We start from the raw sequence: 13,201 nt of genomic DNA on the forward strand, positions 1-13,201 counted from the left end.
TAGGAGGAGGGATGGACATGCGAATTGTCGTGGCGATGGATTCGTTCAAAGGGTCGTTGACGAGCGTGGAAGCGAATCGGGCGGTTTGTCGGGCACTCGCTGGAAACGATGTCATCGAGGTGCCGATTTCAGACGGCGGCGAAGGATTTTTAGATGCGTGGCTCCTGACACATCCGTATGCCGAGACCATCACACAAGACGTCATGTCGCTTGATGGGACGATGCGACAAGCGGCGCCGCTGTTGACTGACGCCGTCAGCCGAGCGTACCGTTTACTCGACAAAGACGCCTGAACCGAAGTCGGTTCAGGCGTCTTTTGGTTACGGGCGTTCTTTCAACAGGTCGCGAATCTCGGAGAGGAGCTGTTCCTCACGCGACAGTTCCGGTTCCGGTGTCTCTTCGACCGCTTGCTCACGTTTCAGACGGTTCAACACTTTGACCATCATGAACAAGGCGAAGGCGACGAGGAAGAACTTGACGACTTCTTGCAAGAAGTTGCCGTACGTCACGTTCACGCCGAGCACTGACGCCGTGAGCGTCGAGAAGTCGATGCCGCCGATGAGGATGCCGAGGAACGGCATGAAGATGTCATTGACGAGCGACGTGACGATGGCCGTGAAGGCAGCCCCGAGGATGAAGGCGACGGCGAGGTCGATCACATTGCCTTTAATCGCAAACTCTTTGAATTCTTTCCACATAAAAATAATACCTCCTAAACGATGAATACTCTTACGGTAGCACAGCATAGGCGGAAGCGGGCAGGAATTTTTCACAGAAGCGTCGCCCTTGCCCTAGGCCGGGCGCTTGTTCGACGTATGGTAGATACGTTACACTTATATAGAACTCATGCAATAGTTTTATTACCAGGTACTAATATGTTATGATTAATTCAGCTGAAAGGATGTATGGACGTGGCGAACGAAGAACAGAACGGCTCGGAACAGACCGAGTCCAAAGAGCGGACGGAGCGGAAGCGATTATCGAACCATCGACGTTTCCCGATCTTGTTGCGCGTCATCGTTGTCCTGCTGTTGGCTTTCGTGATGCTTGCGATTGGGGCCATCATCGGGTACAGCGTAATTGGCGGAGGCGAGTGGAAGGACGTGTTCAACATCGACACGTGGCGCCATATCACCGATTTTTGGCTAACATCATAAGGGTGGTGGAACCATGTACACGATTGAACAGATTAAAGAAGTGATCCCGCATCGGTACCCGTTCTTGCTCATCGACCGAATTCTTGAAGTCGAAGAGGGCAAACGGGCCGTTGGATTAAAGAATGTAACGGCGAATGAAGAGTTCTTCAACGGACATTTCCCGGACTATAACGTCATGCCTGGCGTCTTGATTGTCGAGGCGCTCGCACAAGTCGGTGCGTTCGCGATGCTCAAGCAAGAGTCGAATCGCGGAAAACTCGCGTTCTTCGCAGGCATCGATGGATGTCGCTTCAAACGTCAAGTCGTCCCGGGCGATCAATTGCGCCTCGAGGTCGAAATCTTGAAAGTGCGTGGACCAATCGGTAAAGGACGCGCCGTAGCGACAGTCGACGGAGAAGTTGCTTGTGAAGCGGAACTCACTTTCGCCTTGAAGTGAGGAGAGGACGAGATGCGCGTATTGGTGATTGCCTTGATTCTCGGATTGGCGACCATCGTCGGTTGCCAACAAGTACAAGATGACCCAGCCGAGGAGAACGTCGTATTCGAACAGGATGTCGATGATGCGATGATTGACAAGCGGGCCGGTCAATCGGAATCGATTGCCGTCTCGCTCGAGCGGACGAACAGCTCGACGATGCTGTTCACGATTCGGATGCTCGAAGACCGTCGCCTCGATCCGACGACGATCATCAGTTATGAAGTCGACGGCACGCGTGTCCCGATTCCGTTCGGTGAACTCGTCGCGGAACGTGAAGGGGACGTGCGGACGTACGTCTATCAAGCGGATTTGAACCCTGACTTATTCGTCACCGAGACGTTGCCGCTCTTCCATATTGGAGAAGAGGGCGAGGCCGAGTTGTCGATGCCGCTCGAGGTTGTGAATTCGACAAACGAATGAACGGACGGATGGTTTTGTCGAAAATCATCCGTTTTTTGTGCAGTTTTCTCGAAAATCGTCCGATACATACAGTAAGGACGATTGGAGGGAATCACATGAAACGTAACAAACCACAGTCGCTGCAGAAGCGAATCTTGGCGATGATGCTGGCGTTCATCACGCTGCTCATCGTCACGTTCGGCGTGTTGCAGTACGTCAGTACGAAACATACGGTACAGAGTTCGATGCAAGCCGTTCTATTGGAAGACGGGGCCCGCATCAGCGAGGCGATTGATGCGGAGGCGTATGCGGCCTTCATGCAAAATCCGACGAAAGATGAACGGTTCGAGCAGTTTCGGGAACAGCTCGACACATATCGGACGCAAATCGGGGCGATGTATGTATACACACTCGCAGCCGACGGCGAAGAGCTTCAAATCATCGTCGATGGGATGAGCGCGGCCGATGCGGTCGAAATCGGCACGCCGACGACGGCAACGTCGTTCGAAGATGCCAAAGCGGCGTTTGAAGGCGGGACCGTCACGACACCGATCGTCGAGGACCCAGAGTACGGGGACTATATGACGGTGCTCGTTCCAATCAAACAAGGCGGGGACGTCATCGGTGTCCTCGGCATCGATAAAGGGGCGAGTGACGTCGCCGCGGTGACGGAAGACGTGTTGCAAGAGAGTTTGCCGCCGATTCTCATCGGACTCGTCGTCTTGCTCGGGGTCGCCTCGGTCATCATTTGGCGCTACCTTGGCTGGAAACTTCGTCCACTCCGTGAGCTCGAGCGTGTCGCGACCCATATCGCGAGTGGGGACTTGGCGACGGCTGCTTGTGAGATGGACAACATCCAGTTGAAGGCGAACGATGAGATCAAGCGGCTTACCGCTTCGATGGATCAGATGACAAAAATGCTCCGCGACTTGATATCCGGATTACAAACGTCCGCTCAGACGGTGCGCGATGAGAGCGGCAACGTGGCGAGTATCTCGGAAGAAGTGAACGATGCCTCGCGTCAAATCGCGTTCACGATGGAAGAAATCGCGGGCGGTGTCGAGAATCAGAGCGTGCTCACGATGAAACTGTACGGACACATGAATGAGTTTTCGGGACTCGTCGACCAGACGGCGCACGACGGGAACGGCGTGAGCGAACAAGCGGAAGTCGTCAGTCGGGTGACGGCAGAAGGTCTTGAACTGATGGAGTATTCCGTCGGCAAGATGACAAACATCCATTTGCAAGTGCGTGAGTCGCAAGGCCAGGTGAAGGATTTCGAACAACAGGCGGACGAAGTGACTGCGCTCGTCACGATGATCCGTCAAATCTCGGAGCAGACAAACTTGCTCGCCTTGAACGCGGCTATCGAGGCGGCTCGTGCCGGGGAGCACGGGAAAGGCTTCGCCGTCGTCGCCTCTGAGATTCGGAAGCTGTCGGACAGTGTCGCCCATTCGGTCAGCGAGATCTCGGAGATTGTCGGTAGCGTCAAACGGAACTCGATTGCGCTCGGTGAGACGTTCACGGACAGCATGAACGCCGCCGAGGACGGCAAGCGGACACTCGAGGAGACGAAGCGCGCCTTCAACGAGATCGAGCAGAGCGTGCGGGAAATGCAGCGCCTGACGAACTCGATGCAAGGGCAACTCGGGCGCGTCAAGACGAATCAAGACGACATCAAACGCGGGCTATCGGATATCGCGTCGATCTCCGAAGAGAGTACGGCCGGCAACGAGGAAGTCGCCGCCTCGACCGAACAGATGTCGGCGACGAGCGAGACGATGAACCGGCTCGTCAAAGATTTATCGCACACGGCCGAGGACATGCAGAGCATGAGCCGACAGTTCAAGTTGTGAGCAGTCTCAAGTCAGACAGACCTCCGTTGCGTCCGGTATACTAGGCGGAAGGGAGGTTTTTTCATGCAACGTGTCTCTAGTGAACTCACACAATTCCGCGGCAGTCATTACGACTTTGGCCGCTTTCAAGGCAAATACATCAAGCGCAGCAAACTGCTCGAGAACCGGACCGACCAGTGGAAGCTCCGTGTCCCACGCTTCGAGATTGACGAGCGTGAGGCGAAGCAGGCGTTCTACCGGTTCGCCCCGAAGATTTGGGAAGAACTGCTCGGACTCCAAGACGAGCTCGATTTGACGCTCGCCGACACGCTCCTTCACTTCGGTCATTTCCGGGTCAATAATCCAATCAGTGGCTGTTCGATTTTGACGGGCGACAACTTCCTCGTCCGCAACTATGACTATCACCCGATGACGTACGACGGACGCTATAACGTGTTCCAGCCTGATGAAGGTTACGCCGTCATCGGTCCCGTCTCGCGTGTCACCGGCCGGATGGACGGGATGAATGAGAAAGGGCTCGCCATGGGCTATAACTTCATCAACCGACGCCGGCCTGGGGACGGGTTCGTCTGCCAGATGATCGGCCGGATGATTCTCGAGACGTGCGCCACGGTCGAGGAGGCGGTCGATTTGCTTCAAGAGATTCCGCACCGCGGCTCATTCACATATGTCGTCCACGACAAGTCGTCGAAGACGCGTGTCATCGAGGCGACACCGCGCGATATTCGCGTCCGCGAGTCGAACATCTGCACGAACCATTTCGAGTTGTTGCAGCACGAGAACCGTTACCATCTCGACGACTCGACGCGACGGATGATGGAGATCAAGATGTATCAACATATCGTCCAAGACGCCGAGAGCGCGTTCCGACTCATGAACGACTCGGACAAGGGCGTCTTCTCGGAGCTGTATAAGAGTTGGGCCGGTACGATTCACACGGCCGCTTACTTCCCGGAGACACTCGAGACGTGGTTTGCCCTCGGCGGCGACCGCGACCCGGTCATCTTCGATTTTCAGGAGTGGCTCGACGGTAAGGATTTCGATTTACATGCCCTCGACGGGGAAATCGCGACCGATATCGAGTTCGCGAACACGGTCCAACTTTGGCGCTAACACAAACAAGCAGCGACTCTTCATGAGCCGCTGCTTGTTTTGTTCGTCTGGCGCACGTTAGCCCGTACTGAATTCTTTAAAACCGGGAATACTACAAGCAGGAGGGATTTATTATGAAACGAATCGGATTATTAGCCATCATGCTCAGTTTGATGCTCGTCCTCGGCGGCTGTGTGCCGGGCGACGGGACGTACACGACCGACCCGGCCGGATTCTTTTGGGGTGTCTGGCACGGTTGGATTGCACCGGTGTCACTCATTTTAGGATTGTTCAATGACACGTATCGCATCTACGAAGTGAACAACACCGGCTGGTTCTACGATTTGGGTTTCTATATCGCCATCATCAGTGGCTTTGGCGGGATTGCGGTCACCAGGAAGAGCCGAGGTTGACGTTAGACGGGTTTTCGTCCGGACACGGCAACCGTATGATAATCGCGCGAGTCAGGACCGCGTGTCTCGACGACGTCGGTCAGGCCGAGTGCAGAGGTGGCGGGGATGAATTGTTCCTGCACGATGGATGCGATGCCGTCCCACGTCACGTCACCTTTCCCATCACAGTAAGTGATAACGAATGACCCGCCCGGAACGAGAACGCGATCAATCTCGGCAAGCACCGCAGGCACGTCTTCCCAAAAGTAGAGGGTGTGGATGCTGAAGACGCGGTCAAACCACGCGTCCGGAAACGGGAGCGTTCCGAGGTCGCCTTCGACGACATCGGCTCGCCCGGCTTGCACGTTCGTTCGATTTCGTCGGAGCGCCGAGCGGACGATGGTCGGGGAACGATCGAGTCCGGTCACATGCACGTGCTCAAAGCCACGCAGCATCTGTGCCAGTGCGTCGCCGGCCCCGCAACCGAGGTCGAGGACGCGATGGTCGGGCTGAAGGTCAAGTTGCTCGATTGTCCAATCGACTTCGATCCGGTGTTGACGCACCATCTTCTCGCCGATATATGTCCCGACGATGCCGCGCGGGTTCTCGTATTGGCTGTCAATCCATGTTTGGAGACGTGTGAAGCGCATCGAACCATTCCTTTCCGAATCCAGTAGATGTAGATTGAGTGTAGCATAACCATTTTGGGAGGAGAGTTGAATCGATGCGTTCTTTTTGGATTTTCGGCAATCAGCTGTCGCATGAGCTCGAGCTATTCGATCACGTCGAGAGCGATGACGTCATCGTCATGATTGAGGCGACGTCACGGGCGACGTGGCGGCCGTATCATAAACAGAAGCTCATCCTCATTTTCTCGGCGATGCGCCACTTCGCTGAGGAACTGCGAGAAAAGGGCTACACGGTCGACTATCATGAGGCCGACTCGTTCCAGGATGCATGGGACGACCACTTCACACGATATGAACCAGAAGAGATTCATTACACGGCCGTCACCGACGCCGCGATGGAGAAAAAGTTGCAACAGTTTGGTCAGAGCCACAAGCTCGTCGAACATTCGGACGTGCCGCTCTTCTATTTAACGAAGAAGGAAGCGGTCGACACAATCGGCAACGCGCCGTGGCGGATGGATCGTTTCTATCGTCAGATGCGGAAACGGTTCGACGTGTTGCTTGAAGACGGGAAGCCGCGCGGTGGGAAATGGTCGTTCGATGCGGACAACCGTCAGCCGCCGAAAGACGGGCTGACGTTCCCGGCACCGATTCATTTCCGGCCGGACGCCATCACGAAAGACGTCATCCAAAAAGTCGAGACCGGCTTTAAGGACCATCCGGGAGAAATCACCCCGTTCGTCTGGCCGGTGACACGTAGCGAGGCACGCCGGACGCTCGCTCGTTTCGTCGAAGAGCGGCTCGAGACGTTCGGTCCTTATCAGGACGCGATGCTGTCGGACAATCAAGAGATGTCGCATAGCCTGTTGTCCGCGGCCATCAACATCGGGCTGTTGACACCGGACGAGGTCGTCCGGGCGGCGGTGGCTTCGGACGCGCCACTCGCCTCGGTCGAAGGATTCGTCCGTCAACTCCTCGGCTGGCGCGAATATATGCGCGCCGTCTATGTGGCATCGATGCCGGGCTATGAATCGGTCAACACGTTCAAACATGAACGCGATTTGCCGGGTTATTTCTGGGACGCCGAGACGGACATGTATTGCGTCCATCAGAGCGTGAAGCCGGTCATCGAGCGGGCGCACAATCATCACATCCAACGGCTCATGGTGCTCGGCAACTTCGCGACGCTGTTCGAGGTGTCGCCGCAACAGACGAGCGACTGGTTCAACGAGATGTATATCGACGCCTACGACTGGGTCGTCTTGCCGAACGTGCTCGGGATGGCGCTCCATGCCGACGGCGGCAAGCTCGCGACGAAACCGTATATCGCCTCGGGGAAGTATATCGACAAGATGAGCGATTACTGTAAAAGCTGCAAGTATAATCCGAAACATACGACCGAAGAGGATGCTTGTCCGTTCAACGCGCTCTATTGGAACTTCATCGACAAGCACGAGGAACGGTTCGCGAAGAATCAACGCATGAAGATGATGGTTCGCAACTGGCAAGGCCGCGATGATGAGGTCAAAGCCGATATTTTGGCGAAGGCGAGACAGACGCTCGACGAAACCGACTCCTTATGAGTCGGTTTTTTTACGTCGTCTTCACAAACTTTTGCATCTGCTTCACGGCCGCTTTACATTCATCCGGTACGATATGACTTGTGAGACCCCTCATGCCAAGTGAATAGCAACCGGTAGAACATTCGAGAGACCAACAGAAGCCCGTACGTCGATGACGTCCTGTTTCTGTTGGTCCTTTTTTCTAGGGAAGGATGATTCAAGTGAATGAAACACTTCGCACAATCGGACAAGAGAAGATGATTGCCTCCATCAAATCACCGAAACAACTCGAGAAGTTCCTGCAGTCGGACGTGACGACGACGTTCCTCATGATGGGGACGCTCAGTACGCTCGACCGCTATGTCGCGCATTTGAAGCGTGAGAATCGGACCGTGTTCCTGCACGCTGAACGTATCAACGGCATCAGTCTCGACCGGGACGGCATCGACTATTTGGCGAAACGGGTCGGTGCCGACGGGATTGTGACGACGAAGGCGTCTGTCATCCAACACGCCAAACGGGCCGGCCTGATGACGGTGCAACGCCTATTCCTCGTCGACTCGGACGCCATCACCTCAGGCATTAAGATGGCGCGTGACCAACAGCCGGACGCGCTCGAACTGATGCCGGGTCTCATTCCGAGTGTCATCGAGCACGTCGCGGAACACGTCTCGCTACCGATTGTGACGGGTGGGATGATCCGAAAACCGATTCACGTGCATGAAGCTTTGTCCCACGGAGCGTTCGCCGTCTCGACTGGGGACGAGCAATTATGGGCGGCGCAAGGAATGAAGGAGGATATCATATGAAATCAATTCAACTGCAGAATATCAAAAAATCATATGACGACACCGAGGTGATTCGTGGCATCGACGTGACGATTGAGGCCGGTGAATTCTTCGCCCTCGTCGGACCGTCGGGTTGCGGGAAGAGCACGATGCTCCGAATGATTGCCGGGCTCGAGTCGATCACGAGCGGGACGCTCCGCATCGATGGCGTCGCCGCGAACGACTTGAAACCGAGCGAACGTCAACTGTCGATGGTGTTCCAAAACTATGCGCTCTATCCGCATATGACCGTCGAGAAGAACATTACATTCGGGTTACATACGAAAGGACTGACGAAGCTCGAACAGCGCGAACGGTGCCTAGCAGCGGCCGAGACGCTAGGACTGACCGACTATTTGAAGCGGAAGCCACGCGAGCTCTCAGGCGGACAGCGGCAACGGGTTGCCTTAGCGAGGGCCATCGTCACCGAGTCACCGATCTGCCTCATGGACGAGCCGCTCTCGAACTTGGACGCGAAACTTCGGGCCAAGATGCGCTCCGAGATTCGGCAGCTGCAACGCAAGCTCAAGCTGACGATGATTTACGTCACCCACGACCAAGTCGAGGCGATGACGATGGCCGACCGGATGATGCTGTTGAACGATGGCGAGGTCCAACAAGTCGGTCAACCGCTCGATTTGTACAATAAGCCGGCGAATACGTTCGTCGCCTCGTTCATCGGGTCACCGCCGATGAATCTCACGCCGGTACAACGGACGGACAACGGTTGGACTGCCTCGGACGGACGTTTGTTCCATCCGAACACGCTGACGCGAGAAGATACGGCGACGCTCGGCATCCGCCCGGAACAGATTACGCCGGCAAAAGAGGACGTCACGTTCTATGCCGAACTGAAGAATATCGAGGTGCTCGGTACGGAGACGATTCTCGCCTTCGATATGGGTGGCGTCGAATGGCTCGCCAAATGGCCGGGACAATGGCCGCTGTCGATCGGGGAGAAGATCGCCTGTCACGTCGATCCGAAACAGATATCTTTGTTTGATACGAACGGCAATCGTATCGAACCGCGCCAACCGAAACTGTTCGAGGCGTTGGAGGTGTTCCAATGACGGTCGCCTTACCGAGACAGCGCGTCCGGGCACGATTGTCGGACGCGGCAAGTGGGCTACTCTACTTATCCCCGTCGATCGCGCTGTTCGGGATTTTTCTCGTCTATCCGCTGTTCCGGACGATTTACTTGAGCTTCTTTCAGACGGACACGCAAGGGACGCCGCTCAGTTATGTGGGGGGCGAGCATTACGCCAAGCTGTTCACGAGCGCCTCGTTTTGGCAGAGCATTCAGGCGACGATCGGCTTCGTCCTGTTGACCGTACCACTCACAATCGTCATCGCGCTCGGACTCGCGCTGCTCGCCAACGAGAAGTTACGCGGCATCGGCATCTTCCGGACGGCATTCTCGGCGACGATGGGGATGAGCGTCGCAGCCTCATCCGTCATCTGGATGTTCATGTACAACCCGTCGATCGGCATCTTCAACCGTTTCTTGGAAGCGGTCGGGGCGAGCGGGGTGCAGTGGCTCCTCGACCCGCAGTACGCGCTCTTATCCGTGTCGCTCGCGACCGTCTGGATGAACATCGGCTTCACGTTCTTGATTCTCCTCGGCGGCCTGCAAAACATCGACCGGACGCTTTACGAGAGTGCGGACATCGCCGGGACGGGGTATTGGACCCAACTCCGAGCAATCACCATCCCGATGCTGTCCCCGACGCTGTTCTTCGTCGGCATCATCTCGCTCATCAACGCGTTCCAGACGTTCGGACAGATTGATTTGCTCACGAAAGGCGGGCCGACGAACTCGACGAACGTCATCGTCTACGCCATTTACAAAGATGCGTTCATCAACTATAACGTTGGCGGAGCGAGTGCGCAGGCCGTGCTCTTGTTCCTCGCGGTGCTGGCATTGACGTGGCTCCAGTTCAAGCTCGTCGAAAGGAAGGTGCATTACCAATGACGCTACGGAAAGTAGTCACGTATACGCTCCTCGTCTTGAGCGCCGTCGTCATGCTGTTCCCGATTGCCTACGCGTTCTCGATCAGTCTGATGGACGGGAGTGAGGTGTTAAAAGGAAACCTCATCCCGCGTGACGTCACGTTCGACAACTATATTGCCGCGTTCGAGCGCATCCCGCTCATGACGTACTTATGGAACAGCCTCGTCGTCGCGCTCCTTGTGATGGTCGGCCAGGTCGTCTTGTCGAGCCTAGCCGCCTTCGCGTTCGTCTTCATCGACTTCAAAGGGAAAGGGCTCATCTTCATGCTCTTCCTCGCGACGATGATGGTGCCGTGGGAAGCGACGATGGTACCGAACTTCTTGACGATTCAGTCGCTCGGGTGGCTCAACTCGGTGTGGGGGCTGTCGGTGCCGTTCTTCGCGCTCGCGTTCGGGACGTTCTTGCTCCGGCAACAGTTCAAGACGATTCCGTACGAGATGTACGAGGCGTCACAAATCGCCGGCATCAGCCGCTTCCGCTTCTTTTGGAACGTCGTCTTGCCGGTCTCGAAGACGCCGCTCGTCACGCTGTCGGTATATAGCTTTTTGACGACATGGAACATGTACTTATGGCCGCTCCTCGTGACAAACACGGAGCAGGCGCGCACGGTGCAAATTGGGATTAAGCAGATGCAGTCGAACGAGGTCGCCTCGGATTGGGGCGTCGTCATGGCGGCGGTCATCCTGATCATCATCCCGACACTGATGCTGTTATTCGCAGGACAAAAGCAGTTACAGGAAGGCTTGACGCAAGGCGCCATCAAATAATAGGGGGAAACGTTCATGAAAAAGAAAGCATTACTCGCAGGGTTGGCCAGTTCGGTATTATTACTCGGGGCATGTGGCAGTCAAGAAGCGGAAGAGGCCGCGGCGACCACGACGACGGACGGGAAGACAGAAGTCGTGTTCTGGCACGCGATGAGCGGGGACTTAGAGACCGCACTCAACAACCAAGTCGACGCCTTCAACGAGTCGCAAGAGGAATATGAAGTGAAACCGGTGTTCCAAGGCACGTATGAAGAGGCGCTCACGAAGTTCAACGCCGTCGCCGGCTCACCAGACGCACCGGCCATCATGCAGACGTTCGAGGTCGGCACGAAGTATATGATCGACTCGAACAAAATCACGCCGGTCCAAGAGTTCATCGATAAAGAAGACTTTGACACGAGCGTCTGGGAAGAGAATATCTTGAGTTATTACCAAGTCGACGGCAAGCAGTACTCGATGCCGTTCAACTCGTCGACACCGGTGCTCATCTACAACAAAGACGCGTTCGAGAAAGCAGGGCTCGACCCGGAGAAGGCGCCGCGCACGTATGACGAGTTGAAACAAGCGGCGAAGGCGCTGACGACCGATGGCCAGACCGGCTTCACGATGCTCAACTACGGTTGGTTCTTCGAGCAACTCGTCGCCGCGCAAGGCGGGCTCTATGTCGACAACGACAACGGCCGTAGCGGGGCACCTACGAAAGCTGTCTTTGATGGGGAAGAAGGGCAGAACGCCTTCAACTTGATTAAAGAGATGTATGACGAGAAGACGTTCCTAAACGTCGGTCAAAACTGGGACGACATGCGTGCCGCTTTCCAATCAGGGAAAGTCGCCATGTATCTCGACTCGTCGGCCGGCATTCGGACCGTCGCGGACAACACCGACTTCGAGGTCGGGGCGTCATACTTGCCGGTCCCGAACGAAGCCGATCGGGAAGGTGTCATCATCGGCGGAGCCTCGCTCTGGATGGGTGACGGCATCGCCGACGAGACGAAGCAGGGCGCATGGGAGTTCATGAAGTATGCGGCGTCGAAAGAAGCGCAGGCCAAATGGCACGTCGAGACGGGCTACTTCGCCATCAACCCGGACGCGTATGACGAGCCGGTCGTCAAAGAGATGTGGGCCGAGTATCCGCAGCTGAAAGTGACGGTCGATCAATTGAGCGAGACGAAGGCCTCACCAGCGACACAAGGCGCACTCATCTCGACGTTCCCGCAGTCACGTCAAAGCGTCGTCAACGCCATGGAGAGCCTATACCAAGGCGTATCGGTCGAAGAGGCGTTGAAGAGTGCGGCCGATGAGACAACTTCCACCTTGGGGCAATGATATGTTGATTTACGCACATCGCGGCTATAGCGCCAAATATCCGGAGAACACATTAAGCGCGTTCAAGGCGGCGTTGCCTCACGTCGACGGCATCGAGCTCGATGTCCAGTTGACGCGCGACGGACGTCTCGTCGTCATCCATGACGAGACGGTCGACCGGACGACGAACGGGAACGGCTTCGTCAAAGATATGACGCTTCGACAGCTCCGCTTGCTCCGGACGGAGAGCGGGGAACGGATTCCGACGCTCGAGGAAGTGCTCGTCTTGATTGAACCGTCCGACGTCACGCTCAACATCGAGCTGAAGACGGATCGATTTGATTACGAGGGCATCGAGTATTTGACATGGCTCGCCGTCACCGAGTTCAAGTTAGAAGAGCGTGTCGTCTTCTCGTCGTTCAACCCGGACACACTCGTCCGGTTGCGGGACGTCGCCCGTGACGCGAGAATCGCCGCCTTGACCGGGGATGGTCATCCGGGATTAATCGACCTTGTCGAGCGAATTGGGGCCGAGGCGGTCCACGCCCAGCCCGAGTTCGTCGGGACGAAAGATGCGGCGACGCTACGCGAACAGAATCGCCTGCTACGCCTCTACACAATCAACGACCCGAGCGAGCTGCCGGACATGACCGGTGTCGACGCCATCATGACGGACGAGGTTGAGCGGTTCCAATCGAAGTCGCATCACTAAATAACACCCGAGAC

The 13,201-nt window shown here is 56.1% G+C and carries 16 protein-coding genes; 14 read left to right on the forward strand and 2 right to left on the reverse strand.

What is annotated here, in order from left to right:
- Positions 1-17 precede the first annotated feature (17 nt).
- The gene (locus tag KNO58_RS00535; protein WP_251026003.1) at positions 18-293 is read left to right on the forward strand and encodes a glycerate kinase; all 276 of its coding nucleotides are present in this window, start codon (positions 18-20) and stop codon (positions 291-293) included.
- 27 nt (positions 294-320) lie between these two features.
- On the opposite strand, the gene mscL is transcribed toward KNO58_RS00535, so the two are convergent.
- Positions 321-698: a large-conductance mechanosensitive channel protein MscL gene (mscL, locus tag KNO58_RS00540; RefSeq protein WP_214751100.1), complete on the reverse strand. Its 378-nt coding sequence runs from the start codon at positions 696-698 to the stop codon at positions 321-323.
- 207 nt (positions 699-905) lie between these two features.
- Between mscL and KNO58_RS00545 the strand changes: the two genes are divergently transcribed.
- The 6 genes from KNO58_RS00545 (at position 906) to KNO58_RS00570 (ending at position 5,395) form a co-directional block, all read left to right on the forward strand.
- Entirely contained in the window at positions 906-1,157 is a 252-nt protein-coding gene (locus tag KNO58_RS00545) for a DNA-directed RNA polymerase subunit beta (RefSeq protein WP_029594701.1), read from the forward strand.
- Positions 1,158-1,170: 13 nt separating this feature from the next.
- The gene (gene fabZ / locus KNO58_RS00550; RefSeq protein WP_021066156.1) at positions 1,171-1,593 is read left to right on the forward strand and encodes a 3-hydroxyacyl-ACP dehydratase FabZ; all 423 of its coding nucleotides are present in this window, start codon (positions 1,171-1,173) and stop codon (positions 1,591-1,593) included.
- A gap of 12 nt (positions 1,594-1,605) precedes the next feature.
- Positions 1,606-2,055 carry a hypothetical protein gene (locus KNO58_RS00555; protein ID WP_214751102.1) on the forward strand — a complete coding sequence of 150 codons (450 nt, stop codon included), beginning with the start codon at positions 1,606-1,608 and terminating at the stop codon, positions 2,053-2,055.
- A gap of 95 nt (positions 2,056-2,150) precedes the next feature.
- On the forward strand, positions 2,151-3,890 hold the full coding sequence (locus KNO58_RS00560; protein ID WP_214751104.1) for a methyl-accepting chemotaxis protein: 1,740 nt from the start codon (positions 2,151-2,153) through the stop codon (positions 3,888-3,890).
- Positions 3,891-3,953: 63 nt separating this feature from the next.
- Positions 3,954-5,003 (forward strand): C45 family autoproteolytic acyltransferase/hydrolase, encoded by a 1,050-nt coding sequence (locus tag KNO58_RS00565; RefSeq protein WP_214751106.1) that lies wholly within the window; start codon positions 3,954-3,956, stop codon positions 5,001-5,003.
- A gap of 113 nt (positions 5,004-5,116) precedes the next feature.
- On the forward strand, positions 5,117-5,395 hold the full coding sequence (locus KNO58_RS00570; RefSeq protein ID WP_214751108.1) for a hypothetical protein: 279 nt from the start codon (positions 5,117-5,119) through the stop codon (positions 5,393-5,395).
- Positions 5,396-5,397: 2 nt separating this feature from the next.
- Here KNO58_RS00570 and KNO58_RS00575 read toward each other — a convergent pair whose 3' ends face one another.
- Positions 5,398-6,024, reverse strand: coding sequence for a class I SAM-dependent methyltransferase (locus KNO58_RS00575; RefSeq protein ID WP_214751110.1), 627 nt, complete (start codon positions 6,022-6,024; stop codon positions 5,398-5,400).
- A gap of 74 nt (positions 6,025-6,098) precedes the next feature.
- On the opposite strand from KNO58_RS00575, the gene KNO58_RS00580 reads away from it, so the two are divergent.
- The 7 genes from KNO58_RS00580 (at position 6,099) to KNO58_RS00610 (ending at position 13,187) form a co-directional block, all read left to right on the forward strand.
- Positions 6,099-7,586, forward strand: a complete 1,488-nt coding sequence (locus KNO58_RS00580) for a cryptochrome/photolyase family protein (RefSeq protein ID WP_214751113.1) — start codon at positions 6,099-6,101, stop codon at positions 7,584-7,586.
- A gap of 200 nt (positions 7,587-7,786) precedes the next feature.
- Positions 7,787-8,374, forward strand: a complete 588-nt coding sequence (locus KNO58_RS00585; RefSeq protein ID WP_376778137.1) for a glycerol-3-phosphate responsive antiterminator — start codon at positions 7,787-7,789, stop codon at positions 8,372-8,374.
- The gene (locus KNO58_RS00590) at positions 8,371-9,462 is read left to right on the forward strand and encodes an ABC transporter ATP-binding protein (RefSeq protein WP_214751118.1); all 1,092 of its coding nucleotides are present in this window, start codon (positions 8,371-8,373) and stop codon (positions 9,460-9,462) included. Before KNO58_RS00585 ends, KNO58_RS00590 begins: the two co-directional genes overlap by 4 nt.
- Positions 9,459-10,364 (forward strand): carbohydrate ABC transporter permease, encoded by a 906-nt coding sequence (locus KNO58_RS00595; RefSeq protein WP_214751120.1) that lies wholly within the window; start codon positions 9,459-9,461, stop codon positions 10,362-10,364. Before KNO58_RS00590 ends, KNO58_RS00595 begins: the two co-directional genes overlap by 4 nt.
- Entirely contained in the window at positions 10,361-11,170 is an 810-nt protein-coding gene (locus tag KNO58_RS00600) for a carbohydrate ABC transporter permease (protein WP_214751122.1), read from the forward strand. Before KNO58_RS00595 ends, KNO58_RS00600 begins: the two co-directional genes overlap by 4 nt.
- Before the next feature lie 15 nt (positions 11,171-11,185).
- A complete protein-coding gene (locus KNO58_RS00605) occupies positions 11,186-12,496 on the forward strand; it encodes an ABC transporter substrate-binding protein (protein WP_214751123.1) in 1,311 nt (436 codons plus the stop codon).
- Positions 12,468-13,187, forward strand: a complete 720-nt coding sequence (locus KNO58_RS00610; protein ID WP_214751125.1) for a glycerophosphodiester phosphodiesterase — start codon at positions 12,468-12,470, stop codon at positions 13,185-13,187. The genes KNO58_RS00605 and KNO58_RS00610 overlap by 29 nt, the downstream gene beginning before the upstream one ends.
- Positions 13,188-13,201 lie beyond the last annotated feature (14 nt).

The sequence above is a fragment of the Exiguobacterium sp. J17977 genome (assembly GCF_018616375.1).
GTDB classification, from domain to species: Bacteria; Bacillota; Bacilli; order Exiguobacteriales; family Exiguobacteriaceae; genus Exiguobacterium; species Exiguobacterium mexicanum.